The 25,219-nt window shown below is 64.5% G+C and carries 22 protein-coding genes and 1 tRNA gene; 12 read left to right on the top strand and 11 right to left on the bottom strand.

From position 1 onward, the window contains the following. Nucleotides 1-43: 43 nt before the first annotated feature. From HSEST_RS01000 to HSEST_RS01010, 3 genes are all read right to left on the bottom strand, one after another. Nucleotides 44-2,554: a type II secretion system F family protein gene (locus HSEST_RS01000; RefSeq protein WP_229121707.1), complete on the bottom strand. Its 2,511-nt coding sequence runs from the start codon at nt 2,552-2,554 to the stop codon at nt 44-46. A 1-nt stretch (nt 2,555) separates the two neighbouring features. Beyond that, nucleotides 2,556-4,187 (bottom strand): type II/IV secretion system ATPase subunit, encoded by a 1,632-nt coding sequence (locus tag HSEST_RS01005; protein ID WP_229121708.1) that lies wholly within the window; start codon nt 4,185-4,187, stop codon nt 2,556-2,558. A 109-nt stretch (nt 4,188-4,296) separates the two neighbouring features. Continuing rightward, on the bottom strand, nt 4,297-4,872 hold the full coding sequence (locus HSEST_RS01010; protein ID WP_229121709.1) for a DUF7549 family protein: 576 nt from the start codon (nt 4,870-4,872) through the stop codon (nt 4,297-4,299). Between the two features lie 92 nt (nt 4,873-4,964). Between HSEST_RS01010 and HSEST_RS01015 the strand changes: the two genes are divergently transcribed. Then, nucleotides 4,965-5,384: a DUF5793 family protein gene (locus HSEST_RS01015; RefSeq protein ID WP_229121710.1), complete on the top strand. Its 420-nt coding sequence runs from the start codon at nt 4,965-4,967 to the stop codon at nt 5,382-5,384. 19 nt (nt 5,385-5,403) lie between these two features. On the opposite strand, the gene HSEST_RS01020 is transcribed toward HSEST_RS01015, so the two are convergent. Beyond that, on the bottom strand, nt 5,404-6,156 hold the full coding sequence (locus HSEST_RS01020) for an SIR2 family NAD-dependent protein deacylase (RefSeq protein ID WP_229121711.1): 753 nt from the start codon (nt 6,154-6,156) through the stop codon (nt 5,404-5,406). Between the two features lie 142 nt (nt 6,157-6,298). Between HSEST_RS01020 and sucC the strand changes: the two genes are divergently transcribed. The 8 genes from sucC (at nt 6,299) to HSEST_RS01060 (ending at nt 15,111) form a co-directional block, all read left to right on the top strand. Beyond that, on the top strand, nt 6,299-7,492 hold the full coding sequence (gene sucC / locus HSEST_RS01025) for an ADP-forming succinate--CoA ligase subunit beta (RefSeq protein WP_229121712.1): 1,194 nt from the start codon (nt 6,299-6,301) through the stop codon (nt 7,490-7,492). Beyond that, the gene (gene sucD / locus HSEST_RS01030; RefSeq protein WP_229121713.1) at nt 7,489-8,361 is read left to right on the top strand and encodes a succinate--CoA ligase subunit alpha; all 873 of its coding nucleotides are present in this window, start codon (nt 7,489-7,491) and stop codon (nt 8,359-8,361) included. The genes sucC and sucD overlap by 4 nt, the downstream gene beginning before the upstream one ends. Nucleotides 8,362-8,501: 140 nt before the next feature. After that, complete coding sequence (locus tag HSEST_RS01035; RefSeq protein WP_229121714.1) at nt 8,502-9,872, top strand: hybrid sensor histidine kinase/response regulator; 1,371 nt, start codon at nt 8,502-8,504, stop codon at nt 9,870-9,872. A gap of 90 nt (nt 9,873-9,962) precedes the next feature. Continuing rightward, nucleotides 9,963-10,880, top strand: a complete 918-nt coding sequence (locus HSEST_RS01040) for an ABC transporter ATP-binding protein (protein ID WP_229121715.1) — start codon at nt 9,963-9,965, stop codon at nt 10,878-10,880. Between the two features lie 2 nt (nt 10,881-10,882). Continuing rightward, nucleotides 10,883-12,778, top strand: a complete 1,896-nt coding sequence (locus HSEST_RS01045; RefSeq protein WP_229121716.1) for an ABC transporter permease subunit — start codon at nt 10,883-10,885, stop codon at nt 12,776-12,778. Then, nucleotides 12,771-13,820, top strand: coding sequence for an ABC transporter permease (locus HSEST_RS01050; protein WP_229121717.1), 1,050 nt, complete (start codon nt 12,771-12,773; stop codon nt 13,818-13,820). Before HSEST_RS01045 ends, HSEST_RS01050 begins: the two co-directional genes overlap by 8 nt. 115 nt (nt 13,821-13,935) lie before the next feature. After that, on the top strand, nt 13,936-14,091 hold the full coding sequence (locus HSEST_RS01055; RefSeq protein WP_229121718.1) for a rubrerythrin-like domain-containing protein: 156 nt from the start codon (nt 13,936-13,938) through the stop codon (nt 14,089-14,091). 42 nt (nt 14,092-14,133) lie between these two features. After that, complete coding sequence (locus HSEST_RS01060; RefSeq protein WP_229121719.1) at nt 14,134-15,111, top strand: aldo/keto reductase; 978 nt, start codon at nt 14,134-14,136, stop codon at nt 15,109-15,111. Between the two features lie 5 nt (nt 15,112-15,116). Here HSEST_RS01060 and HSEST_RS01065 read toward each other — a convergent pair whose 3' ends face one another. After that, complete coding sequence (locus HSEST_RS01065; RefSeq protein WP_229121720.1) at nt 15,117-15,947, bottom strand: NAD+ synthase; 831 nt, start codon at nt 15,945-15,947, stop codon at nt 15,117-15,119. Between the two features lie 239 nt (nt 15,948-16,186). Between HSEST_RS01065 and HSEST_RS01070 the strand changes: the two genes are divergently transcribed. Together HSEST_RS01070 and HSEST_RS01075 are read left to right on the top strand one after the other, a co-directional pair. Then, a tRNA-Gly gene (locus HSEST_RS01070) sits at nt 16,187-16,257 on the top strand. A gap of 314 nt (nt 16,258-16,571) precedes the next feature. Then, nucleotides 16,572-18,224 carry a transcriptional regulator gene (locus HSEST_RS01075; RefSeq protein WP_229121721.1) on the top strand — a complete coding sequence of 551 codons (1,653 nt, stop codon included), beginning with the start codon at nt 16,572-16,574 and terminating at the stop codon, nt 18,222-18,224. Between the two features lie 507 nt (nt 18,225-18,731). Here the strand turns inward: HSEST_RS01075 and trpA are convergent. The 3 genes from trpA to trpC are packed head-to-tail and all read right to left on the bottom strand — an operon-like array spanning nt 18,732 to nt 21,654. Continuing rightward, the gene (trpA, locus tag HSEST_RS01080; protein ID WP_229121722.1) at nt 18,732-19,562 is read right to left on the bottom strand and encodes a tryptophan synthase subunit alpha; all 831 of its coding nucleotides are present in this window, start codon (nt 19,560-19,562) and stop codon (nt 18,732-18,734) included. Beyond that, a complete protein-coding gene (gene trpB, locus HSEST_RS01085; protein ID WP_229121723.1) occupies nt 19,559-20,842 on the bottom strand; it encodes a tryptophan synthase subunit beta in 1,284 nt (427 codons plus the stop codon). Before trpB ends, trpA begins: the two co-directional genes overlap by 4 nt. Further along, nucleotides 20,839-21,654, bottom strand: coding sequence for an indole-3-glycerol phosphate synthase (gene trpC, locus HSEST_RS01090; protein ID WP_229121724.1), 816 nt, complete (start codon nt 21,652-21,654; stop codon nt 20,839-20,841). Before trpC ends, trpB begins: the two co-directional genes overlap by 4 nt. 159 nt (nt 21,655-21,813) lie before the next feature. Here trpC and HSEST_RS01095 point away from each other — a divergent pair, with 159 nt between their 5' ends. Further along, nucleotides 21,814-22,134, top strand: coding sequence for a hypothetical protein (locus HSEST_RS01095; protein ID WP_229121725.1), 321 nt, complete (start codon nt 21,814-21,816; stop codon nt 22,132-22,134). 69 nt (nt 22,135-22,203) lie between these two features. Here HSEST_RS01095 and HSEST_RS01100 read toward each other — a convergent pair whose 3' ends face one another. From HSEST_RS01100 to HSEST_RS01110, 3 genes are read right to left on the bottom strand one after another with little or no spacing between them, the layout of a single operon-like run. Then, nucleotides 22,204-23,178: a deoxyhypusine synthase gene (locus HSEST_RS01100; RefSeq protein WP_229121726.1), complete on the bottom strand. Its 975-nt coding sequence runs from the start codon at nt 23,176-23,178 to the stop codon at nt 22,204-22,206. A 60-nt stretch (nt 23,179-23,238) separates the two neighbouring features. Continuing rightward, nucleotides 23,239-24,093 carry an ABC transporter ATP-binding protein gene (locus HSEST_RS01105; RefSeq protein ID WP_229121727.1) on the bottom strand — a complete coding sequence of 285 codons (855 nt, stop codon included), beginning with the start codon at nt 24,091-24,093 and terminating at the stop codon, nt 23,239-23,241. 2 nt (nt 24,094-24,095) lie between these two features. Next, on the bottom strand, nt 24,096-25,217 hold the full coding sequence (locus HSEST_RS01110; protein WP_229121728.1) for a FecCD family ABC transporter permease: 1,122 nt from the start codon (nt 25,215-25,217) through the stop codon (nt 24,096-24,098). Nucleotides 25,218-25,219 lie beyond the last annotated feature (2 nt).

Raw genomic sequence — 25,219 nt, forward strand, 5'->3', positions numbered from 1 at the left:
CCGCTCGCGACCCTAATACTGTCGTCCTGTCACGGCACGCGGATCAGCCGGTGGCTCCGACTGGGATGAGCGCTTCTGTCGTACCGCTCGTGTCGGTCCGGTTGTGGGTAACCGTCGCCTCCACGGCCACCTGGTAGCTGCCTGCCGGGTACGGCCGGTCAGTTTCGTTGCCCGCGTAGTCGAACTGGCGGTTGTCGTTCGTGTCCAGATGGGGGACGGCGACGATATCGAGTTCACTCCGATCGGGTGGGTTATCGAGCGTGACGACGACGTTGCGGTGGGTTCCCGGCGGCAGGTACTCCGTTCGGCCGATCACGTCGCCATCCCGGTCGTCGATGTGGACGACAACGAACCCGCCGTCGGACATCGAGACCGACTCGACGGTCATCTGCTCGCCGTCCGTCACGGGCTGGGTCCCGAAGTTGATCGACGCGACCGGCGACGACAGGAGCAGGAGGGCCACGTACGCGATGGCGAGCATCCCCGCCGCGTGTTTGGCGCCGTCTTTGAGCGTCCCCTCGCCGAGTTGCCCGGCGATGAACCCCGAGAACAGGGCCTGGACCAGTGCCGTGTGGAAGAAGACCAGCGCGTAGGCGGCCTTGTCGACCTCACCGAGGCGGGCGAACTGCTCGGCGTTGACTCCCAGCCGGTTGGGGCCCTCGGGCGTCTGGATCGATTCGGGCAGCGCGGGGATCAGCACCTCCTGGACGGCGATGATGATCACGAGAAAGACGAAAAACGAGATGTAGATGACGACCAGATAGGTAAACATCTGCTGGCGGCGCTGGCGTCGCATCCGCAGGTCCGACCGGGACTGGTCGGCGGCGATCCGCAGCACCGGTCCGAGCTTGCCACTGGCGTGCATTGCGTTGGTCAGCAGCGTCACGACCCGTGCGATCGAGGTCGTCCGGACGCGCCGCCCGAACCTGACCAGCGCGGCCTGCACGTTCGCGCCCATCTCCACGTCGCTCCAGATCCGGTCAACCTCGTCGCCGAGTGCGTCTAGGTCGCTGTCTCTGACCCGATCGAGGCTCTCGACGACGGACATTCCGGCCTCGTTGAGGCTCGCGAGCCGTTCGAGCAGATCGGGCGTCGCCGCCTCGATCCGGTCGATGCGCCGCTTGTACAGCTCGCGGACGACGGCGAAGGTCCCGAGGACGAACAGCCCGGCCTGGATGAGGATATCGTCGAGCACCCGCACGCTGATCCCGTCTCCGGCCAGCGCGGCGGGCACCCGGAGTCCGATCCAGACCAGCGCGATCGGGATAGTCAGATACAGCAACCGCGTCGGATGCCACATAATTGTCTGCAGCGGCGATCCGAACACCCCCTTGAGGCGACTGGCGCGGTCGTAGAGGCGCAGTTGTGCCAGATTCGACCGAACCGTCGGACTCACTCCTCCGTCAGCGCTCGCTGTCGGCGTCTCGGGGACGGTCTTGCTCCGGGACCGACTCGCGGTGTCCGGGGTACTCGTGCTCTCGTCGTCCGCCGCGAGCTGGGAGACGCCGCTCTCGCGGGCGATGCCGAGCTGTTCGAGTTTCTGCATCAGGAAGACCATGAACCCGGCGTTGGCCAGCGGGATGATCAGGTATCCGATCATCTTGATGAACAGTAGCGTGTCCGTCGTCGTGAGCCCGAACACGAGCAGGATCGTCACCAGAAAGAGCATCCCCGCGACCAGCACCGTCACGTACGCCTCGGCGATCGTCGCCAGCAACTCCAGGATCTCCTCTTGGCGCTCTTCTGCCTCTTCCTGGTAGCGTTCGTACTCTGACTGCAGGAAGCGAGGCAGGCTCCGGCCGCTCTGGAGGACGCTCGCGAGGTTCTCGGAGAAGGTCTTCCACTTCTCGCTGGGCGTCCGGTAGGCGATCCGCCGGATCGCCGAGATCACGTCCGTGTTGAACAGGTCCATCTGCCGGACGCCGACGTTGACCTCCGCGGCCGCGTCCCCGTAGATCCCCTGGTTCTCTCCGAGCGTGCGCATCACCGTCGGAAACGTCGTCCCGCCGCGGGAGAGGGCGTACATGAACGCGACTGTCCGCGGCAGCGCCTCGTTGATCCCGCGTCGGCGGACCTCGGCGTTGCTCTGTGGGATCTGCCAGCGGAAGACGTACGCGAGCGTCGCCGCGAGCGAGCCGACGGCGACCCCGCCGCCGACGTACAGCAGGCTCCGTGCGGTCGGCGAGAGCACGATCTCCAGGTTCGGGTCGCCGAACGCCTCGCCCATCACGGAGGGCAACTGTGCCAGCGTGGCCGCCACCGCCGGCAGCACCGCGAGTGTGCCGGCGACGAGATAGACGCCCAGCGTTCCGCCCGCTATCCCGGCGACGACGGTGTACAGGTACGTCCGCGTCGTGTAGATGCGGTATGTCTGATCGACGTGTGCGGCCTCCAGCGACCGCTTGCGCGCCGTCGAGTCGACGACGAACCGGTCGAACGCGAGCCGCGATATCCGGGAGACGAAGCCGCTCGCCCACGAACTGACGGTCACGAGCGAGAGAAGCCCCACGAGGACCGCGGCGATCCCGAGCGGGAGAAACTGGATCGGCTCCATATCACTCTGTCGTCGTGACCACGTCGCTCGCTTCGACTGTCTCCATGACGCGATCCTTGTCGGCGTAATACCGGTTGACCCACGAGGTGAACCGCCGGTAGTCGGTGATGCCCTCCTCCCAGAGATACGAGAGGACTGCCTTCCTGTCTTTGAGTTCGCTCAGCAACTCCGAACGAGTCCAGCCCCGATCCGCCTGGATCTCCTCGAGCAGATCGGAGTTGCGCTGGCGGAAGGCGTCCTCCTCGGCGTTCCAGGCGAAGGTGTTCGAGTAGTCCAGTTCGCCGGTCCGCTGGTCGATCCCCTCGATCTCCGCGAGGGTCTTGATCCGTCGGACGCGCTTGTCCTCGTGGCGGGTCAACACCTGTACACAGAGCAGGTCGAGACTGGCGACCATCGGCCGCGGGACGTTGATCGGCTCGTTCTCCAGCCGGTTGATCACCGTCTGGACGGAGTCGGCGTGCATCGTCGAGTAGGTCGTGTGGCCGGTGTTCATCGCCTGGAACAGCGTCACCGCCTCCTGGCCGCGGACCTCGCCGACGACGATGTACTCCGGTCGATGGCGCAGCGCCGACCGCAGCAGGTCGTACATCGTGATGTCGTCCTCGTCGAATCGCTCGCGGGTCACCGAAGAGAGCCAGTTGTCGTGATACAGCGACAGCTCCCGGGTGTCCTCGATCGTCAGCACCTTCGATCGCGGCGGGACGAACATCGAGACGGCGTTCATACTCGTTGTCTTGCCCGCGGCAGTCCCGCCCGCGAAGATCAGCGACTTGTTGGACTCGATGGCCAGCCACAGGAAGGCGAGCATGTCCAGATCGACCGTCCCGAACTCCAGCAGATCGACCGGCGTGAACGGCTCCTCGGCGTACTTTCGGATGGTGAAGGCCGACCCACGTGGCGTGACTTCCTCGCCCAGGGCGAGTTCGATCCGCGAGCCGTCCGGTAGCGTCGTCGAGACGACGGGATCCGAGACGGAGATGTGCCGTCCCGACCGCTGGGCGAGCTGGATCACGAAGTTCCGAAGTTCCTGCTCGCCGAAGGTGACGTTCGTCTCGATGTCGGTGTACGCCTCGTGATACGCGAAGATCGGCAGCCCGACGCCGTCACAGGAGATGTCCTCGATGTCCGGGTCGTGCATCAGCGGGTCGATCTTGCCGTAGCCCTGGAACTGCCGGTAGAGATAATAGAACAGCCGGTAGAACGACTCCGGCTCGATCACGACGCCGTATTCCTCCAGGCGCGCCTCTAGCTCCTCCAGCAGTGCCGTCTCGGGGTCGTCCTCGATGTTCTCGCGATACAGAAGGGGCGTCCGGATGTCTTCGAACAGCCGTTCGAGCAGATCAGTTTCGAGTTCGTCCAGGGTCGGCTCGACGACGTGATACCGGTGTTCGTTCTCCTCTGGATCGTGGTTGATCGAGACGAACGCGTAGGGGGCGTTGAGCCAGTAGCGTTCGATCTCGTCCATTCCCGCGAGCCCGTCGAACGTCACCAGCGGGTCGTGTTTGACGGGATCGTAATCCTCGACGTCGATCGACGAGCCCGTGATGACCCGCATCGAGCGGACCAGCCGCGCCTTCGCGCCGCTCAACAACCCGTCTGACTCGCCGGCCGGTTCGCGTTCGGAATCTGCCATAACTCGGGAACGTCGCCACCGTGGCGCTTCTTGCCGTGGATTTAGGTCCCACGTACTTAAATTCGACACCCCGACTATCGCTCCTCGAAACGTGCGCGGCGGGGTGTCCTCACCGTCGCTCCGCGCGGAGCAACGCGACCGCGAGCGCGCCCATGATGACGGTCCCGATCGGGACCGGCACGCCGCCGAGGTCCCAGTCGAGGAAGTACAACGCTGTTGCGACTCCCGTCGTGGTGGTCGCGGCCGCCAGCAGCCACCCGATCACGCTGGCCGGCGAGGCAGGGCTGCGGGCGGTGACGCCATCCTCGTCGCGATAGAGCGCGAGGCTGTACGCGAACGCTCCTGCCAACACGACCGCGGCCAGCGCCCAGGCGATGCTGCCCGCTCCCATCCACCCGTCGTAGTGGCCGACCGCTCCGATTGGGGTGGCGACGAACAGCCCGGACGCGAGTTGCGTCCCCGGATACTGGGCCGCGAGAGCGTTCTCCGCCGAGACGAGCTGGCTGCCTGCCTGGATAATCACCGGAATCCGGACCTGGAGCTCGATCACTGACAGCCGCACGAAGACGACGGTGCTGTCCAGTGCCGCGGCCGGCTGGTAGGCGATATTCCAGGGCAACACCATCGCGAGCCACGCCGAGAGGACCGCGAACTCGCTGGCGTACTCCGAGCGGACCCAGGCCATTGTAAGAGTGACCATAGTCCGGGAGCGTAAAGATGTCGTTCGCCGGTGGCGTTACGTTCTTCCCGATTCGTGCCGTACCTCGAAACGAGTCAATGCGGCGCGAAGAGTTCACGACCCACGTCGATACCGACGAACTGCCCCGGCTGACCGTCTCCTTTGCGGGGACGACCGACGTACTTCGGGAGCGATTAGCCGAGGATGGACAGTCGCCGGACGCGTCCGATATCGACGTCTCCTATCGACGGACACCGGCGGACGATCCCGGTGTCCTCGGCGTGGCCCACCGGCTCACCGGCGAGTTCGCCTTCGAGGCTCCCCTGGCGTCGTCCGACCTGCACTCGCTCGTCGACGCGACCAGCCGCCGTGAGGAGGGCGACCGTCGCTACCAGCTCCGGATCGAGCCCGGTGACGGCGACCCCGTCGTCTTCGAGAAGGAGGCGCTCTTAGTCTACGACGGCGACGGCAACCTCGACCGCGAGCACAGCCTCATCCCCGGCGGCGTCGAGTTGTAGGGATGGTTTCCTCCGCCGCTTATTCCAGCGCCTCGACCAGCGCCGGCAGCAGCTCGGTCACGTCCGCTCGAAGATCGTAGTCGGCCCGGTCGCTGAGCGGCGTCGCTTCGAGGTTGACGACCGCGAGCGTCGCACCTGACCGCTGGGCGCGAGCCGGGAGTCCTGCCGCAGGCTGGACCTGTAGCGACGAGCCGACCGCCAGAAAGAGATCGCTCCGCCCGGCCAGCTCGTGCGCCCGGATCGTCGGCTCGTCGGGCATCGACTCGCCGAACAGCACGACAGCCGGCTTCAGCACGCCGCCACACCCCTCACACCGGGGCGGCAGTTCGCCCTCGGCGGCCCGCTCGAACGCCGTCTCGGCCGGGAGTCTGCGGCCGCACTCGACGCATTCGGCCTCGCGGTTCGTCCCGTGCAGTTCGACGACCGTCTCCGAACCGGCGGCCGCGTGCAGGCCGTCGACGTTCTGTGTGACGACGGCCTCAAGGTACCCCTCTCGCTCCAGTTCGGCCAGCGCGTGATGGGCGCCGTTCGGTTCGACCTCGCTGTCCCCGTAGAAGGCGTCCCGGAGGTCGAGCCGATCGCGCCAGAACCCCCCGGGATCGGCGTTGAATCGCCGGTAGTGGAAGTCACGCTGGTCGAATTGCTCCCAGATGCCGCCCTCCCCGCGAAACGAGGGGATGCCCGACGCGGTCGAGACGCCCGCGCCGGTCAGCGCGACGACCCGCTCCGCGTCGGCGATCGCGCCGGCCAGTGACTCTATCGGATCGTCCATATACAGGCCTACGGGGGCGGATGGGTTGGCTCCTGTGGATCGATCCAGTGGAGGCCGACGGCACGTGGGGACAACACATCTGCCGGCCACACCTGCAGCAGGGCCGGGATTTAAGCGCGCGCCACTCCCCTGTGAGAGTGATATGCGATTGCACGAATATCAGGCCAAGGAGGTCTTCGCCGATGCCGGGATCCCGACACCGGACGCGCAACTGGCCGAGACCGTCGAAGCGGCCGTCGATGCGGCCGAGTCGATCGGCTATCCGGTCGCGATCAAGGCGCAGGTACACGTCGGGGGCCGCGGCAAGGCCGGCGGGATCAAACTCGCCGAGTCCGAGTCGGAGGCCCGTGCGGCCGCCGAGTCGATCCTCGGGATGGATCTGAAGGGGTATCGCGTCAGCCGCGTTCTCGTCGAAGAGGCCGTCGATTTCGTCGACGAACTGTACGTCGGCGTGACGATGGACCGCGGCGAGGGCCGTCCCGTCGCGATGGTCTCGACGAGAGGCGGCGTCAATATCGAGGAGGTCGCCCACGAGGACCCGGACGCCATCGCACGCGAGCACGTCGATCCCGCCTTCGGGATGCACCCCTTCCAGGCCCGGAAGGCCGTCTACGAGGCCGGGGTCGACCGCGACGTTGCGGGCGACGTCGCTTCTATCCTGCAGACACTCTACCAGCTCTGGGACGAGAGGGACGGATCGGACGCCGAGATCAACCCGCTGATGATAACGAGCGCGGAGCGTGACGCCGCGGGCAGTGCGGGCGACGACGTGCGGGCGGAGCGGGGCGTCATCGCCGCCGACGCCGTGTTCAACGTCGACGACGACGCGCTCTTTCGCCAGCCGGAACTCGCGGCGATGGAAGAAGCCGCCAGCGAGGGCGACGCACTCGAGGCCAAGGCCGACGAGTACGGCTTCGATTACGTTCGCCTGTCGGGCAACGTCGGTATCATCGGTAACGGTGCGGGGCTGGTGATGACGACGCTGGATCTCGTCGATCACTACGGCGGGTCGCCCGCGAACTTCCTGGACGTGGGCGGCGGCGCGAAGGCCCAGCGGATCGCCAACGCTCTGGACATGGTCTTCTCCGACGAGAACGTCGATTCGGTGGTGTTCAACATCTTCGGGGGGATCACCCGCGGCGACGAGGTCGCGAACGGCATCAACCAGGCCCTAGAGCAGTTCGACGAGATCCCCAAGGAGGTCGTCGTCCGGCTGGCGGGGACGAACGCCGAGGAGGGGATGGCGATCCTCAACGAGGATCTCGTCACGGTCGAGGATACCCTGGAGGACGCGGTCAAACGTGCGGTCGAATACGCACAGGAGGTCAACGCATGAGTGTTCTCGTCGACGAAGACACGCGCGTCGTGGTACAGGGAATTACCGGCGGAGAGGGGAAGTTCCACGCCGAACAGATGCTCGAATACGGCACGAACGTCGTCGCCGGTGCGGTCCCGGGCAAGGGTGGCCAGGCAGTCGCGGGCGTCCCGGTCTACGATACGGTCCAGGGCGCGGTCCGCGAGGAAGACGCCGACGCCTCGGTCGTGTTCGTCCCGCCGGCGTTCGCGGCGGACGCGATCTTCGAGGCGCTGGACGCCGACGGCCTCGATCTCGTCGTCGCGATCACCGAGGGAATCCCGACGCAGGACATGAGCCGCGTCTATCGCAAACTCGCGGAGACGGACACTCACCTCGTCGGGCCGAACTGCCCCGGCGTGATCACCCCGGGCGAGGCCAAACTCGGCATCCTGCCGGGGGACATCTTCAGCGATGGCAACGTCGGACTGGTCTCGCGGTCGGGAACGCTGACCTACCAGGTCGTGGACAACCTCACCCAGCGCGGGATCGGCCAGACGACCGCTATTGGCATCGGCGGCGATCCCATCATCGGGACGGACTTCGTCGACGCTCTGGAACTGTTCGAGGCCGATCCCGAGACGGAGGCCGTCGTCATGTGCGGGGAGATCGGCGGCGAAGACGAGGAGGAGGCCGCCCGCTACATCGGCGAGCGGATGGACACGCCCGTCGTGGGGTTCATCGCCGGCCGCACCGCGCCGCCGGGCAAGCGCATGGGCCACGCCGGCGCGATCGTCTCCGGCAGCGGTACCGGTACGGCCGAGTCGAAGATCGCCGCCCTGGAAGCGAACGGTGTGCCGGTCGGTGACACGCCCGAAGATGTCGCCGATCACGTCGCGGACCTCCTCTAGTCGTTTCCGGACAGCTAGCGCCACTGCGGCTCTGTCTGGCTGCCGTCGTCATGTTTCGGACGTACCCGCCGTGGGACGGATCCGAAGCGAGGCGATCGCGACACGAACTTTGATACTAGCGAGCACACAACGTTGGAACAATGACGGATTCCGAGCCGATCCGCGTGGTCCACGTCGACAGCGATCCCGATTTCCTGGAGGTCGTCGCCGAGCATCTCGAATCCGAGAACGAGGCACTGGCCGTCGAGGGAGAGACCGATCCACAAGCCGCGCTGGATCGACTCGATCGGACTTCGGTCGACTGTGTCCTCAGCGACCATCGCCCGGCCGGGATCGACGGGCTCGACTTCCTCGAACGCGTCCGCGAGCGCCACCCGGAGATGCCCTTCGTTCTCTATACCAGCCACGGGAGCGAGGAGATCGCCAGCGAGGCCATCTCGGCGGGTGTTACCGAGTATATGCAAAAGGAGACCGGCACCGACCAGTACGCCGTCCTCGCGAACACGATCACCAACGCAGTCGAGCACACGCGCACGGAGGCGGCGCTGCAGGAAAGTCAACAGCGCTATCGGACCGTCGTCGAGCAGAGTCACGACGGGATTTTCATCTACCGAGACGGCACGTTCGAGTTCGTCAACGAGCGGTTCTGTGCGATCACTGGCTACGAGGAAGACACGCTGATCGGTATGGACGTGTTCGAACTCATTCATCCGGACGACCGTGACCGGGTCCGGGAGATCAGCCGGCGACGACAGTCCGGGGAAGCCCCTCCACAGCAGTACGAGGCGCGGATCGTCACCGCCGACGGCGAGACGCGTGAGGCGTCGCTCAGCGTCCGGTCGACCACCTACGACGGCGAGCCCGCCGAGATCGGCTCGATCCGGGACGTGACTGATCGGTATCGCAGCGCGGAACGGCTCGACGAGTTCGCCAGCATCGTCTCCCACGATCTGCGCAACCCGCTGAACGTCCTGTCTGGCCGACTGGATCTCGCCCGCGAGACCGGCGACGAGACGCACTTCGATGCCCTCGAACGGTCGATCGACAAGATGGAAACCCTCTTGGAGGAGATGCGCGACCTCGCCAGAGCCGGGTTGCCGGTCCGGGAACCCGCCGTCGTCGACGTCGAGTCGACCGCCCGCGAGGCCGCGGAGACCACCGATCTGACGGTGACTACCGAGGCGGGTCTGCCGACGATCGAGGCCGACCGCGATCGACTCGAAGGCGCTCTCGTCGAGTGTTTCGAGAACGTCGCGGTCCACACCGACTGTGATTCGGTCCGGGTTCGACCGACCGAGGACGGCTTCGCTGTCGTCGACGACGGACCCGGAATCGAGGCGAGCGAGCGCGACCGCGTCTTCGAGGCGGGATACACGACCGACACCGACCGGACCGGCTTCGGGCTGGCGATCGTCGAGTGGATCGCCGACGCTCACGGCTGGTCGGTCGCGGCCGAGGCATCGTCGTCGGGCGGGACGCGGATCGTGATCTCGGACGTCGGTCGGACCTGATCCCGTCGACTGGTGGCTCCGCGAGTCCGTTTTCGTGACCGATACTCGGGGTGTAACCTATACGTGCGACCAGCCAATACGGATAGACGAATGATCGAGGCCCGCGACCTCCGCAAAGAGTACGGCGGCTTCTCGGCCGTCGAAGGGAGCACGTTTTCGGTCGATTCCGGGGAGGTGTTCGGCATCATCGGCCCGAACGGGGCCGGCAAGACGACGACGCTGAAGATGATCGCCGGGCTGATCGAACCCACGAGCGGCAGCGTCTCGGTCGCCGGCTACGAGGCCGGCGAAAGCGAGATGCGCCACCAGCTCGGCTTTCTCCCCGAGGAATCGCCGCTCTACGAGGAGATGACTCCCCGGACGTATCTACACTTCTTCGCCGATCTGTACGACGTCCCCGACGATGTCGCCGAACGGCGCATCCGCGAGACGCTGGACGAACTCGACTTGCAACACCGCGATCGCCAGATCGGGGACATGTCCAAGGGGATGAAACGGAAGGTCGCGATCGCCCGGTCACTGATCAACGACCCGGACGTGTTGATCTACGACGAACCGGCCAGCGGGCTGGACCCGCTGACGACGAACTACATCATCGAATTCACCAGCCAGCTCGCCGCGGAGGGCAAGACGATCGTCTTCAGCGCGCACAACCTCTTTCACGTCGAGTCGATCTGCGACCGCGTGGCGATCATGAACGACGGGGCGATCGTCGCCCGCGGCGGCCTCGAGGAACTGCAGGCCGAATACGGCGAGACGGTCTATCACGTCCACACGACCGTCGAAGTCCCCGACAGCGTCGCGACGAACGGCCGATACGTCCGAACCGTCGAGACGATGGCCGAGGTCGAGACCACCCGGGAGGCCGCCCAGGAGGCCGGCGGCTCGATCATCGACATCCGGACCGAAGAATCCAGCCTGGAGGAAGTCTTTCTTAATGTCGCTGACGGTCGTGACAGTCGCACACAGTCAAGCACGCCTGCGGCCGATTCGAGTCCGGAGGTCTGACCGTGCGACCGCGCAAGATCCTGCGGATCGCCCGCTGGGAGGTGACGAAAAACGCCGGCGGGATCGACCGCAAGACTGCCGCCGTCGTCGCCGTGACGTTGCTCGTGCTAGGTGCGGCTGCACCGCTCGTCGTCGCGCAGGGCGGTGTCACGCTTGATGAAGGCTTCTACCGCGTCGGCGTCGACGAAGAGAGTCCGCTGTACCCGGTCGTCGCGAGCGACTCGACGTTCGCGGTTCAGGATCCTGATGCGGAACTCGGTTCCGAGATCGACCTGCGGATTCGCGGCACACAGGTGGTCGCCAGCAACTCACAGAAGGGACAGGCGGCCCTGGCGGAGTTGCGCAGTAGCGTCGACTCGTATAACGACCGTGTCATGGCCGGGGAATCCAACCAGTCGGCCGCGTTCCCGGTCACGGTGACGCTCGAATACGCCGAACGGAATCTCACGACGACCGCCGAGACTGAAACGCTCGACGGCGGGACAGTCGACGATGGCACATCTCCCGACAGTACAACGCCCGACGATGGCGGAAACGGGTCCGATGGGCGGAGCAGTGGTGGCGGGTCCGACGGAGCGAACGGCGATGGTTCCGATGGAGCGACTGACGGCGACGGCTCCGACGGCACGGCCGATGACGGATCCACGGGCGACGGTTCGGGAGGGGACATCGGCGGTATCGCCCGCGGTCTCACGGGTAGCGATGCGATGACGGGCACGCCGTCGGACATCTCGCCGCCGTTTCCCTTCCAGTCGCTGATCCTGGCGTTCCTGTTCGTCGTCCCGCTGAACTTCGTCATCCAGGCGTACGGATCGACGATGCTCAGCGAACGGCTCAACCGGCGGGGTGAACTCATGCTGGTGGCACCGGTTTCTCGCGGGGACATCATCGCCGGCAAGACCCTGCCGTACTTCCTCGGTGCGTTGCTGTTCGAGGGGCTGATCGCGGGCGCCGTTCTCTACCTGCAGCCCGATTCCGGCAGCGGACTGTACGCGCTGGCCGCGGTCGTGCCGCTCATCCTGCTCTTTCTCTCCGCGACGTTCCTCGGTGCGATGTTCGCCCGCTCGTTCAAGGAACTCACCTTCGTCACCGTCTCGATCACGGTCGGGCTGACGACCTACGCGTTCGTCCCGGCGATCTTCACCGACGTGACGCCGATCGCGCTCATCTCGCCGCTGACAATCGTCGTCCGCGACATCCAGGGCGTCGGGATCGAGCCGCTATCGCTGTTGCTCTCGACGCTGCCACCGCTGTTCACTGCGGGATTGTTCTTCGTGCTCGGCGCGGGGCTGTACCGCGAGGAGGACATGTTCACCCAGCGGCCGATCCCGCTGAAGGTGCTCGATTCGCTCGCCGGCCGGATTCACCGCCGGCGCAGCGTCGCACTCGTCGTGATCTTGCTCATGCCGCTGGTCATCCTCTCGGAGCTGGTCGCCGTCGCCGCGGTCTACCCGATCTCGATGGGGTTGCCCCGGCCGATCTGGCTCGGGCTGATCCTGCTCTCGATCGTCGTGATCGAGGAACTCGCCAAGAGCCTGCCGATATATGCGGGATTCGTCCACAACCGCTATGACCGCTCGCTCCGCTCGGCGCTTGCCGTCGGGGCGATCGCTGGCTTCGGATTTTTCGTTGCCGAGAAGGGACTACTGCTCGTTCAGTTGCTTGGCGGGTTGCCAGAGGTCCAGCAGGCGGCGGTCGTCTCGGCCGGTCCGACAGCCGGCATCGGCCCGGCGGTTGGCCTGCTGTTGTTGCTCGCGCCGCTGGCACTGCACGTCGTCACGGCGGCGACCTCCGCAGTCGGGATGCGATCCGGCCGACAGGGCTACGCTATCGGGCTCACGGCCGCGATCGCGATTCACTTCGTCTACAACTTCTCGGTGGTGATGCTCGTTGTTTGACGACGTTCGGATCGCCATCGCGCGACGCGATATCGCGAGTCTCTCCCGGGAGAAGACGATCGTTCTCGCGCTGGCGATCCAGGTCTTCATCGCCGCGTTCTCGTCGTTTCTGGTCGTTGGGCTCACCTCGCTGTACGATCCCGGCAGCGTCGAGTCCGGCGAACTCACCTTCGGTGTCTCCGGTGACACCCGCGACGAACTCGACGAAGCGGCACGGGAGGCCGGCGTCGAGATCGAACAGTACCCGACACAAGCGGCCGCGATGGACGCCTTCCAGCGTGGGGAGGTAGTCGGCGTCCTCGCTGCTGATGCCTCTGGAGAGCGGATCGCAGTGACAGCGACGGTTCCAGACGGGAGTATCCAGTCGACGCTCGCGGTCGTCAAAGCCAGGGACGTGCTCGAAGCGCTCGAACGCAACGAACGCACGGCCCGGGCAGCCTACCTGGAAACCGATCCCGTCCCGCTTCCGCCCGAGGCGGACGCTAGCTCGTACTTCGGGTTCACGTACACGGTGCTCGTCCCGCTGTTGTTGTTCCTGCCGCCGTTCATCAGCGGATCGGTCACCGTGGACGTACTGACCGAGGAGATCGAACGCGGGACGCTGGAGTTGCTCCGGGTCGCACCGGTCTCGCTGACGGACATCTTCGACGGGAAGGCGCTCGGAATGGCGATACTGGCCCCGCTGCAGGCGCTGCTGTGGATCGCGCTGTTGGCCGTCAACGGGATCGCCATCGAAAACGCCCTCCCGCTCGTCGTGCTGGTCTCGGCGGTCGCGCTGCTGGTCGTCGTGCTCGGGGCGGTGCTCGGGCTGACGCTCGGCCAGCGCCGGCAGGCCCAGCTGCTGTACTCGATTATCGCGCTGGGGCTGTTCGGCGCGGCCGCGCTCCTGCCGGAACACCCCGCGACCGTCGCCGCCAAGCTCGCCGTCGGGAGCCAGACGACCGCCACCACCGCGACGGTCCTCGGGCTCTCGGTGCTCGCTGTCGTGTCGTACGCCGCCACGCGCCGGTACGTTGGCTCGATCGACCCCGAGCGGTACTAGCGTGGCTCCGGGCGCTCTTGCGCTCCCCCGCTCGTCAACGTCAGGTGTGTCCTGCTGGCGGCCATTGCATTTCCTCAACGATTAATGTATATGTTTGGGGCTACAACGTGCTAGTATGCCCCACGGACAAGACCTGGAAAACGCGAACGATCCGGAATCGCCGTCGGTGTACGAGTGCCTGGGCTGTGGCGCGATCGTCACCTCGAAGAGCCATCCGGGCACCTGTGAGTGCGGCGGCGAGTTCCACAACCGGGCGAAATCGATCGAATAATCGCCCGGGAGATTTTTCGTCTCGCCGGCCCGGCTATAGCGTATGGAATATACGACGCTGGGTTCGACTGGGATCGAAGTCAGTCGCATCGCGCTCGGCTGTATGAGTTTCGGGACGCCGGAGTGGCGCGAGTGGGTTCTTGATGACGAGGAGAGCCGCGAGATCATCGAGCGCGCGATCGAGTTAGGGATCAACTTCTTCGACACGGCCAACATGTACTCTCTCGGGGAGAGCGAGCGGATTCTCGGGGACGTCCTCGGGGAGTACGACCGCGACGAACAGGTCGTCGCCACCAAAGCGTACTTCGAGATGGACGAGGGCAACCCGAACTCACAGGGGCTGTCCCGCAAGACCATCGAGCAGGAGCTATCGAACTCGCTGGACCGGCTCGGGATGGATACTGTCGATCTCTACCAGATCCACCGGTGGGACGAAGCGACGCCCATCGAGCAGACGCTACGGGCCCTCGACGACGCCGTTCGTCGCGGACAGGTCCGCCATATCGGGGCCTCGTCGATGTGGGCCTACCAGTTCGCGGACGCCCTGCACACGAGCGAGCGGCTCGGCCTGGAGCGCTTCCAGACGATGCAGAACCACTACAACCTGCTGTATCGCGAGGAGGAACGCGAGATGCTGCCTCTGTCCGAGCGCGAGGGCGTCGGCGTCGTCCCCTGGAGTCCGCTGGCGCGTGGGTATCTCGCCCGTCCCCACGAGGAGTTCGACGTGACGACCCGGGGACAGACCGACGACTACGCGCGCGACCATCCCTACTTCGAGGGTGGCGGCCGCGAGATCAACGAACGCGTCGCCGAACTCGCCGCCGAGAAGGGTGTGACGATGGCCCAGATCGCGCTGGCCTGGCTCCTCCACCAGGACGCCGTCGACGCCCCGATCGTCGGCACGACCAGCGTCGAACACCTTGAAGACGCCGTCGAGGCCCTGGAGATCGACCTGACCGCCAGCGAGCAGGCCTATCTCGAAGAACCGTACGAGCCGGTCCCGGTGTCGGGCCACGACTGATTCGGTCAGTACGGCGTCTCGGGGCCCGGCGGGACCTGTCGTTTGTGCGCGCTGCGTTCGTACAGGTTTCGAACGCGTTCGACGACAGGTTCCTCGACACCGACCTCACGGGCGGTCGCGCTGGCTGGCACGTCGCCTTCGACGTGCAACGCCAGGATCGAGTCGAGCGTGTCGTACTCGATGCCGAGTTCTTCCTCGTCGGTCTGACCGACCCACATTCCCGCGGTCGGCGTGCGTGCCGCGACCGACTCCGGGACGCCGACGTGTCGAGCTAGCTGTCGCACCTGCTGTTTGTAGAGGTTGGCGATCGGGTGACAGTCGACCGCACCGTCGCCGTACTTGGTGAAGTAACCGATCAGTGCTTCGGTCCGATTGCCTGTCCCGACCACCAGGCCGTTCTCGGTGTTGGCGACGAGGTAGTTCAGGACTGCTCGCGTGCGGACGCGGACGTTCCCGGCCGCCATGCGGTGTTCCCCTCCCTCGGGATAGGCCTCGAGGAACGACTCGACGATCGGGCCAACCTCAATCACGTCGTGGGGGAGTTCGAACCGCTCGGCGACGCGGACGGCGTCGCTCATCGTCTCCTCGTCGTTGACCTCGCTGGGCATCACCAGTCCGTGGACCCGCTCGGGACCGAGCGCGTCGGCGGCCAGTCCGGCGATCAGACCACTGTCGACCCCGCCTGAGATTGCGACGACAGCTTTCTCGGCGCCTGCCGCGTCCAGCTGTTCCTGAATGAACCCGGTGATGTGCTCCCGTCTCGCTTCCAGTTCGTCATCGTTCAGCGTGAGATCGAGCGGGCTGTCCGCCTGTGCGATCGCTTCGTCGTCGGTCATGTGCGGGCTTTCGGCGTGATCGAGTAAATAGGCACGCGTGGCGTGAGCAGAACTGGACGCCTGTCGAATGGCGTGGAAACGCTACGTTAAAGTGCGCCGACGGTTCAGATGTGACCAAGCGCCGGTGGTGAGCAAATCCAGCGGATTTGCGAGCCTCGGCGCGCGAGCGAACGAAGTGTGCGATGTGTGCCGGTGTTGAGACGGACGCAGTCCGTCGATGCACGGCGTGATGTGAACGAGCGCCGGTGGTCTAGTGGTAGGACATGAGCTTCCCAAGCTCATAGCCCGGGTTCAATTCCCGGCCGGCGCAGTGAGCGAGCCTGCGAGCGAACGAGCAGGTCAGGAATTGAATCACCACGGTTTCAATCCCGCAGTTGATCCTTGATCTGCTTGATGAGGGCGGACCTTGCGAAGAAGTAGCTGAGAAACTGATCGACTCGTTCCACGGTGATGGAGAATAGTGAGGCAGTACTACGTCGACTAGGTCACAGAGCTTTCCGAACAGGAACTACAATCCGTGTTCGACGTTGCGGAACAGCTGGTCTGCCTGTTTGGAGTCGATCCGTCGTTTGGATTCTAACTATAGCAATATATTTATAAGTGTTATTGGTATAGTTGGAATATATGAGGCGTATCGAGATCGAGGTACTGCAGGAGCTACGGACGAAGCCCCACTCCATCTCAGAACTAGCGGAACGGTTAGACAAGAACCAGGGATGGATTTCAGAGGTTGTCTCAGAACTGGCGGACAAGCACCTCGTCGAGAAAGACGGGCAGATAGCATACGCAGACACGTTTACGGCAAGACTACAGAACAGCCTCTCCGAGCGGTACAATCTAAAAGAATTACTTGTGGGGAAGAAGGAGGGTATCCTTCGTGAACTACACAGAGAGTCGCAGACAGTATCTGAGCTTGAGAAGCAAGGATTTGCCTCCTCTACTGTGTATTCGGCACTGGATGATCTCCAAACACTGGGGGTAGTCACAAAGCAGGATGATGGCCGATACAGGGTCACCGATGAGACACTACAGCAGTATCTCACAGCGTCAAATACTGAAGGCACACACGGGGGAAAGTATGTGGCAGAAGAGGGGAAGATCGTGGTCGGCAGTAGAGGAGATGAGGCAGATGGTGAACCGACCGCTTTCTCCGCCTTCGAACGATACGGTGTTGAATACTATCCTGCTCAGGCGTATCGCTACCAGAACGATTCCAGCCCAGGTATTGAGGAGGTTCTGATCCACGCCGTCAAAACCGCGGAAAACCGTAAACAGGCCACGATGGCCGTTGTCTTCTATCTCAAGCATCGATCGATATTGGAGTCCTCGGAACTGTGGAAACTCGCAAATAAATGGGATTGTGTCGAGGAGTGGGCCGATACCCTGGCATATGCGGACCAACGCGACCCTAAGCACGGGGACCGGTTCCTTTCTTGGGATGAATTCACGTCGCTGGCTCAGGACTACGATGTCTTCCGCCGCGGATACCACCCGGAGGAACGCCTTCAGGAAGGGCTTGAACAGCTGGGTGAAGCGCTCGATACGGAAGTCGATGCATACCTGCTGGGGGGCGGAAACTTGATTCTCCGAGGTTTAAAGGATTCGACTAAGGACTTGGATATCGTCGTCGACGAAAGACAGTCGTTCCTGGAATTGGGTGAGGCACTCCGCGAGATAGGATACGAGGAGCGAACCGACTTGGAAGAAGCATACCAAGAACTCGACCCTGCAATCGTATTCGAGAAAGAAGGATCTCCGCGGTACGATATCTTCGTTGAAGCGGTGGCCGGCAAACTACAACTAACGAAGGAGATGATGGACAGGGTCGACCAATCTTTTGAATACGGGAATCTGCGTATGCATCTGCTCTCCCTCACCGATATCTTCCTGTTCAAGTCTATCACTGAACGAGAAGGCGACTTAGAGGACACAGCCCTGATCACACGTCAGGCCAGTTTAGACTGGAAAGCGATGCTCAAAGAGATCAAGAAGCAGGATAAAATTGCAGGCCAATACTTTTCGTTTGCTGTCCTCGACACCATCGATATCCTGAAACAGCGCGAGAACATCGACCCGCCTATACATCAGAAACTGGTTTCATACTGTCTGGAAAAAGCATTGCTTGTCTCACTGGAAGAACCGAAAACGATCAAGGATCTCCGAGATGAACTCGATTTTCCCGACCACCGGATCTACAACAAACTCCGGAAACTCGAAGAGGAAGGCCGGATCGAAGTAGACAGAGGAGGGACGCTCAACACGTATGCGATCAAGTAGGCAACTCTGAGAGAGATCTACAGGCAGAGTAGGGCGAGTGCCTCGGGGTCATCCGGAAATCAAAGATTTCCGTGATCACGAGAATCGAAGATTCTCGGACGACTTGACCCCGAGGGTGAAGCCCGTCACCCGTGCAGTAATCCAAACAATTAATATAACAGAGATACTACGTGGTTGTAACGGTCAGAGAACACCCTCTAAAGGCGGAGTTGAAGACCTCAATTCCGCGCTGGCCGTGTCGCAGATTCGGAAACGTGGCCCCTCTCAACACGGTCCATTGGGCGTGAGACGGGGGTTTCAACGGGTCGAGTGGAGCGACCGACCTCCACGGACACACGCGGTGTGTTCGGGTGTTACTTCCAGCCGACCCCTTCACTGGGGAAGGTCGGAGGGAATTAAATTCCCTTGCCGGGCGCCGTGCCGACCCTAAACAGGGAAGCCTCGGGGCTTGTCCCCGAGGTACTTCACTGGTTGAATCCTTGGTCCCAAAGGATTCGATAGCGCCGTTCACTCGCTTTCGACGGCCGCACCGACACCGCGCAACGCACCCGTCTTCAGCTCTCGCGCCTTCGCTTCGAGCTTCTCGGCGGTCTCGGCGACCGGTTCGTCGCGCTCGTGGCCCTCGGCGACGATGTCGACCAGCGCCGAGCCGACGATGACGCCGTCGGCACCGGCGCGAACGATCCGCTCGGCGTGCTCGCCGGTCTTGATCCCGAAGCCCACCGCCTTCGGGACGTCCCAGTCGCTGATACGCTCGAGCGTCTCGGCTGTCTGGTCGCTCACGTCCTCGCGAGCGCCCGTCACGCCCGTCCGGGCCTGGACGTAGACGTACCCGGAGACGCGCTCGCGCATGCTGTCGAGTCGGTCGTCGGTCGTCGTCGGCGCGACGATGAAGATCAGATCCAGGCCGAACTCGTCGCAGGCCTCTCTGAGCGGGTCGGCCTCCTCGGCGGGCAGATCGACGACGACGAACCCGGAGATTCCGACTTCAGCGGCGCGTTCGACGAACTTTCGGGGGCCGGCCTCGCTATCCCCGTACTGGAAGATGAGATTGTAGTAGGTCATACAGACGATCGGCACGTCCACGTCGACTTCCTCTACGAACTCGAAGTACCGCTCGGGCGTCATCCCCGCTTGCAGCGCCCGGACGATCGCGCTCTGGATGGTCGAGCCCTCGGCGATCGGCTCGGAGAAGGGCAGACCGAGTTCGATCACGTCAGCGCCGCCGCGTTCCAGCGCCCCGACGTACTCCAGCGAGGCCTCGTAGGAGGGATCGCCGGCGGCGAGATACGGGACGAAGGCCGGCTCCTCGGAGTCGAAGACCGCGTCGAGACTCATTCGCGGTCACCCCGACTGCCGAGGCGTCCGGCACCCACCTGCTCGAAGACGCTCATATCGGGTGCGACGTCCAGATCTCGTTTTGCAGTCTCTTCGATGACGGTTTCGAGGTCCTTGTCGCCCCGTCCGGAGACGTTGACGATCGTGAGATCCCCCACTCTTTCGGGGTGTTCTTCGAGGAACGCGAACGCATGGGCCGTTTCCAGCGCGGGGATGATCCCCTCGTCCTGGGAGAGCCTGTGGAACGCCTCCAGCGCGGCGTCGTCGTCGACGTTGACCGGCGTCACCCGACCTTCGTCGACCAGATGCGCCAGCTCGGGGCCGACGCCCGAGTAATCGAGTCCGGCTGACACCGAGTGCGATTCCATGATCTGGCCGTCGCCGTCCTGCAGGAGTTTCGTCCGCGCCCCGTGGAGGACACCCTCGTTTCCGGTGGACAGCGACGCCGAGTTCGGCGCGACGCCCTCCTCCTCGTCGACGGTCAGCGAGGACCCTCCCGCTTCCACTGCAAACAGGTCTACGTCCTCGTCGGAAACGAAGTGGTGGAACGCGCCCATCGTGTTCGAGCCGCCGCCCGCACACGCGACGACGGAGTCCGGGAGGCGGCCCGCTTTCGCCTGGATCTGCTCGCGGGCTTCCTCGGAGATGACCGACTGGAAGTCCCGGACCATCGACGGGAACGGGTGCGGACCGACGATCGAGCCGATCACGTAGTGGGTGTCCTCGACGTTGGTCGCCCAGTCGCGCATCGTCTCGGAGATCGCTTCCTTGAGCGTGCCGCGGCCGACGGTGACGGGATTGACCTCCGCGCCGTTGATCCGCATGCGGAAGACGTTGGGTCGCTGGCGGGCGATGTCGGTCTCGCCCATGTAGATCTCGCAGGGCATGTCCAGGTAGGCGGCGGCCATCGCCGTCGCGGTACCGTGCTGTCCCGCGCCGGTCTCGGCGATGATCCGGTCTTTGCCCATGTACTTGGCGAGCAGGACCTGTCCGAGCGCGTTGTTGAGCTTGTGTGCCCCGCCGTGTAGCAGGTCCTCGCGTTTGAGATAGACCTCCGTGTCGTAGCGTTCGCTGAGCCGGTCGGCCCGCTGCAGCGGGATGGGCCGACCGCCGAAGTCCGCCAGTCGCTCGCGGAACTCGTCCATAAACCCGTCCTCGTTGTCGAGAACGTATCGCCGGTAGGCGTCCGCCAGTTCCTCGATCGCCGGCATCAACACTTCGGGGACGTACTGGCCCCCGTACTGTCCGAAACTCCCGTCGGCTGGTTCGTCCGTACTCATAGATTCGTTAGTCGCTCCGTGTTCTTCTGCACGTCGCCGTCCATGATCGCGGATCCGATCAGCAGCGCGTCCGCCCCTGCCGAACGCATCCGCGCGGCGTCCTCGGGCGTTGCGATCCCGCTTTCGGCAATGAGCGTGACGCTCTCGGACCTTCGTCCTGCGTCCCCGCTCGACTGGCCGCCACGGACCAGCCGCCGCGCTTCCGGCGCGACCCGCTCGAACGTCGAGAGGTCGACCGCCAGTTTCGCCAGATCGCGGTTGTTGATCCCGACGATCTCCGCACCGGCCGCGAGCGCCGTCTCGACCTCCGTCTCGGTGTGGGTCTCGACGAGCACCTGAAACCCCCGGTCGTGGGCCGCCTCGATCAGGTCCGCGAGGTCATCGGTTCCCTCCTCTTGGAGAAAACGCGCGATCAACAGGACGGCGTCGGCTTCGACGACGTCCAGTTGCGCCTCGTAGAGCAGAAAGTCCTTCCGGAGGACGGGTACGTCGACGGCCGCCCGGACGCGTTCGAGCGTCTCCGGCGAGCCCCCGAAGTGCTCCGGCTCCGTGAGCACCGACAGCGCGGCCGCGCCGCCAGCGACCATCCGCTCGGCGAGCGCGACCGGGTCGTCCGTCCGCTCGCCGTCGGTCGTCGGACTCGTCGGTTTGACCTCGGCGATCACCGGCACCCGCCCGGCGGCCTCGGCGTCCGCGAACGCCGCCGGCAGCGACCGGGCCTCGACCGAGACTCGCCTGTCGGCCCCGCCTCTGTCGCGGGCCGCAGCCAGGATCGACTCGACTTCTGGGTCAATCTCTCCACTACTATCCATTATTGAACACTAATGGACACACTTGGGCATAAGACTTGCGTACTGCTTCTGGTCCAGCTGACTGGTCTACGGACTGCGACAATGCGGCTGGTCCAGTCGTGCACGGACTACCGACGGACGGAGATGTACGTTTTTAATCCGGGCGATCTATGCGTACGTATGGATTCGTCTGACTCGCGTGATCGTCTGATCCCGATCGTCATCGGGCTCGTGGTCCTTTTCGCACCCGTGTTGATCCTCGCGCTCACGCTCGAGGTCCTCATTCTCACCGGCGATCTCGTTCTCGGGGAGTTGACGCTGCTGGTGCTGCTCGAACTGTACCTCCTCGATCTCGTGGCGTTCGTCGTCCTCGCGTACGTCATCTACCGACTGACACTGTGGCTGGTCGAGCACCGCTCGCTCGACTCTCCTGACGAACTCCTGGAATCCGGACTCACTGGAAGCAACGACGATACCGACGACGAAGAAGACGATCGTTGACTTCCTCCCCGCGCTGAAGCGCGAGGCTTTCTCCTCGATTATCCGTAAACGGATCCGCAAAGTCAATCGTCACTTGAAGGCGCTCGCGACCAAAAGTGGGAAGACCAGCGTCGCCTCGGCCTCGACCAGCGTGTAGTTGGTTTCGTCTTCCTCTTTGATTTTGCCCCAGGAGACCGCCTCGCTGGGCGGTGCGCCGGACAGCGAACCGTCGCCTTCCATCCCGGTCGAGATGTAGACGACGTAATCCGCCCCGCCGCGGAAGAGGTTCGTCATGATCGCGTGGTGTTTCGGCAGCCCCGCGCCGACGGCGATCAGGCCGGTCGTGTCGGCCAGCAGGCCGTCCTCGATGAGCGAGTCGTAGTCGTCGAGAATCTCGATGCCGACCTCCGAATCGTAGGCCTGCCGATAGTAGTACAGGAAGTTGCCGACCTCGGCGTCGGTCAGCGCCGGGCAGTAGACGGGCACGTCGTTGTCCGCGGCCTGTTTGAGCACCGAGTCCTCGTCCTCTAAGGTCTCGCCCAGTTCGCGTGCGAACGCCGTCGGGGTCCGGATCTTCTCCTCGGCGAAGAAGTCATCGAAGAAGTCATAGAGGTACTCCTCAAGCCAGACGTATCGATCGGAGGGCACGAAGAGGTTGCCGAGGCGGTTGATCCCCTGCTCGCGCAGCTCGGCCTCGTCTGCCTCCCACTCGCCCATCTTGAACGGCTTGGCCGTCTTGATGACGTCCTCGGTCAGCGATCCGGAGGTCGTGATGACGACGTCGACGTACCCCTCGCGGATCAGGTACGCGACGGCCTCGCGCAGTCCCGAGGAGATGATATTGGAGGTGAACGTGAGATAGACCTTCGCATCCTGTTCCTGCATACGTTCGGCGATGTCGATCGCTTCGGCCAGCTGTGTCGCCTGAAAGCCCGTCGTCGCGTAGGAGTCCATCAGTTCCTCGAAGTCGAACTCCCCCCGAAAGTCGTAGCCACGAACGTCCGGGGTGTCGAGTTCCTCGTCGCTCCCGGGGACGACGTTGTCGCGTGTCTCGTCGGCGTCCATGCAAGCGTCTACTCCAGGGAGCGGTTTGAATACCTCGAAATCGATCCGACAGTCTACAACTCAATCGAGCGCGTGTCGGGGGACGATGTGAGGGTCGCCGTCGGGGTCGTGGCGGACGGAGGCGTCGACGTCGAAGACGTCCGCGAGCAACTGTTCGGTGACGACCTCCTCCGGCGGTCCCCAGTCGTAGACAGCTCCGTCCTCAAGAGCGACGAGATACTCCGCGAACCGCGTCGCCTGCTGGAGGTCGTGGAGCACGACACACACCGTCACGTCCCGCTCGTCGTTCAGCGTCCGGATGACCTCCATGACGCGAAGCTGGTGGTGGAGGTCCAGATACGTCGTCGGCTCGTCCAGCAGGAGAACGTCCGTGTCCTGTGCGAGCGCCATCGCGATGAACGCGAGTTGTTTTTGCCCGCCGGACAGCTCCGCGAGCGCGGTCTCCCGGAGGTGGTCGATGCCGGCGAGGTCGATCGCGCGGTCGATCGCCGCGTAGTCGTCTTCCGAGAGCGGATCGAGGAAGCCACGGTGTGGATAGCGGCCGTGGGTCACGAGGTCGGCAACCGTCAGCCCGCCCGGCGCGTCGTTCTCCTGGTCCAGCAGCCCGAGTTCGCGAGCGAGATCCGACACGGACCGCTCGTGGACGTCGCGGCCGTGCAACAGGACGGTCCCCGATTCCGGGCTCAGCTCGGCGGAGAGCCCCTTCAGGAGCGTCGACTTGCCGGAGCCGTTCGGCCCGACGAGCGCGGTGACTCTGCCGTCCGGGATGACGAGGTGTTCGCAGTCGACGACGATCTCGTCGCCGTAACCGAGTTCGATATCCGACGCCAGCAGGGCGGCGTCTTCGATCGGTTCGGGGTCAGTCTCGTCTGGCGTCTGTGCTTCGGCCGTCGAGAGGAGTGGAATGTCCGGCATGGTCAAAACTCCGTGAACGAGTCGGTCCGGCGCAACAACAGCAGGAAGTACGGGCCACCGAGCAGGCCGGTCACGACGCCGACCGGGACCTGGGTGCCGGGCAGTGCAAGCCGTGCGAAGACGTCGGCGACGACGACCAGGGCCGGGCCCGCGAACAGACACCCGGCCATCAGCTGGCGGTAGTCGCTGCCAACGAACGTGCGGACGACGTGTGGCACGACGAGGCCGACGAACCCGACCAGCCCGGCGACCGCGACGGCGGCCGACGCGGCGACGATGGCGAGTGCGGACAGTCCGAACCGCATGTGCTCGACGCGCATCCCGAGCGAGCGTGCGGCGCGTTCGCCCAGCAGGAGCACGTCGAGCTGGCGGGCGCTGACCAGCGCGGCGGGCACGATCAGTAGCGTCGGTACTGCCACGATCCGGGCCTCGGGCCAGCCGACGCCGGTCAGCGAGCCGGCGAGCCACGCCACGGCCGTGCGCATCACGCCGTTGCTGTCGATGAAGTAGAACAGCCCGGTCTGGAGGCTGTTGAAGATCGTCCCCACGACGACGCCGGCGAGGACCAGTCGGACCGGAGTTGTACCGCCGCGCCACGCCACGGCATAGACCAGCAGGAACGCGGCGGTTCCACCGATCACGGCGGCCAGCGGGAGCAGGTACGCACCGAGCGAGAACAGCAGTGTGAACACGACGGCGACGCCCGCCCCCGAAGAGACCCCCAGGATGTACGGACTCGCGAGTTCGTTCCTGGTGATCGCCTGGAAGACGGCACCGGACACCGCGAGGTTGAGCCCGACGAACGCGGCGACGAGGACGCGGGGCAGCCGGCTGGTCCAGACGATGATCGTCGGGTTCGACAGCACGCCGAGATCGGCCGATAGACCCAGCGTCGCTGCGCCGCGTTCCCCGAGGACGAGCGTCGCGAGTACGTCGGGATCAGTCCAGACGGCCCGATCGAGCAGCGCGCGGACGGCTGTCTCCAGCGGCATCTCGTACGCGCCATATCTGACCTGTACGAGGCCGGCGATGACCGTCAGCAGAATGCTCGTCCCGATGATGCCGGCGAGCGTGGCGTCGAGATCGGGCGCGAGCGCGTCGTGAACGCGGCGTCGTCGTGACATAG

The sequence above is a fragment of the Halapricum desulfuricans genome, assembly GCF_017094465.1.
Lineage (GTDB): Archaea > Halobacteriota > Halobacteria > Halobacteriales > Haloarculaceae > Halapricum.

Bases quoted from the DNA above. Each gene is read 5' to 3' on its own strand.
- HSEST_RS01000 (WP_229121707.1), bottom strand. From the start codon at position 2,554: ATGGAGCCGATCCAGTTTCTCCCGCTCGGGATCGCCGCGGTCCTCGTG.
- HSEST_RS01005 (WP_229121708.1), bottom strand. From the start codon at position 4,187: ATGGCAGATTCCGAACGCGAACCGGCCGGCGAGTCAGACGGGTTGTTG.
- HSEST_RS01010 (WP_229121709.1), bottom strand. From the start codon at position 4,872: ATGGCCTGGGTCCGCTCGGAGTACGCCAGCGAGTTCGCGGTCCTCTCG.
- HSEST_RS01015 (WP_229121710.1), top strand. From the start codon at position 4,965: ATGCGGCGCGAAGAGTTCACGACCCACGTCGATACCGACGAACTGCCC.
- HSEST_RS01020 (WP_229121711.1), bottom strand. From the start codon at position 6,156: ATGGACGATCCGATAGAGTCACTGGCCGGCGCGATCGCCGACGCGGAG.
- sucC (WP_229121712.1), top strand. From the start codon at position 6,299: ATGCGATTGCACGAATATCAGGCCAAGGAGGTCTTCGCCGATGCCGGG.
- sucD (WP_229121713.1), top strand. From the start codon at position 7,489: ATGAGTGTTCTCGTCGACGAAGACACGCGCGTCGTGGTACAGGGAATT.
- HSEST_RS01035 (WP_229121714.1), top strand. From the start codon at position 8,502: ATGACGGATTCCGAGCCGATCCGCGTGGTCCACGTCGACAGCGATCCC.
- HSEST_RS01040 (WP_229121715.1), top strand. From the start codon at position 9,963: ATGATCGAGGCCCGCGACCTCCGCAAAGAGTACGGCGGCTTCTCGGCC.
- HSEST_RS01055 (WP_229121718.1), top strand. From the start codon at position 13,936: ATGCCCCACGGACAAGACCTGGAAAACGCGAACGATCCGGAATCGCCG.
- HSEST_RS01060 (WP_229121719.1), top strand. From the start codon at position 14,134: ATGGAATATACGACGCTGGGTTCGACTGGGATCGAAGTCAGTCGCATC.
- HSEST_RS01065 (WP_229121720.1), bottom strand. From the start codon at position 15,947: ATGACCGACGACGAAGCGATCGCACAGGCGGACAGCCCGCTCGATCTC.
- HSEST_RS01075 (WP_229121721.1), top strand. From the start codon at position 16,572: ATGAGGCGTATCGAGATCGAGGTACTGCAGGAGCTACGGACGAAGCCC.
- trpA (WP_229121722.1), bottom strand. From the start codon at position 19,562: ATGAGTCTCGACGCGGTCTTCGACTCCGAGGAGCCGGCCTTCGTCCCG.
- trpB (WP_229121723.1), bottom strand. From the start codon at position 20,842: ATGAGTACGGACGAACCAGCCGACGGGAGTTTCGGACAGTACGGGGGC.
- trpC (WP_229121724.1), bottom strand. From the start codon at position 21,654: ATGGATAGTAGTGGAGAGATTGACCCAGAAGTCGAGTCGATCCTGGCT.
- HSEST_RS01095 (WP_229121725.1), top strand. From the start codon at position 21,814: ATGGATTCGTCTGACTCGCGTGATCGTCTGATCCCGATCGTCATCGGG.
- HSEST_RS01100 (WP_229121726.1), bottom strand. From the start codon at position 23,178: ATGGACGCCGACGAGACACGCGACAACGTCGTCCCCGGGAGCGACGAG.
- HSEST_RS01105 (WP_229121727.1), bottom strand. From the start codon at position 24,093: ATGCCGGACATTCCACTCCTCTCGACGGCCGAAGCACAGACGCCAGAC.
- HSEST_RS01110 (WP_229121728.1), bottom strand. From the start codon at position 25,217: ATGTCACGACGACGCCGCGTTCACGACGCGCTCGCGCCCGATCTCGAC.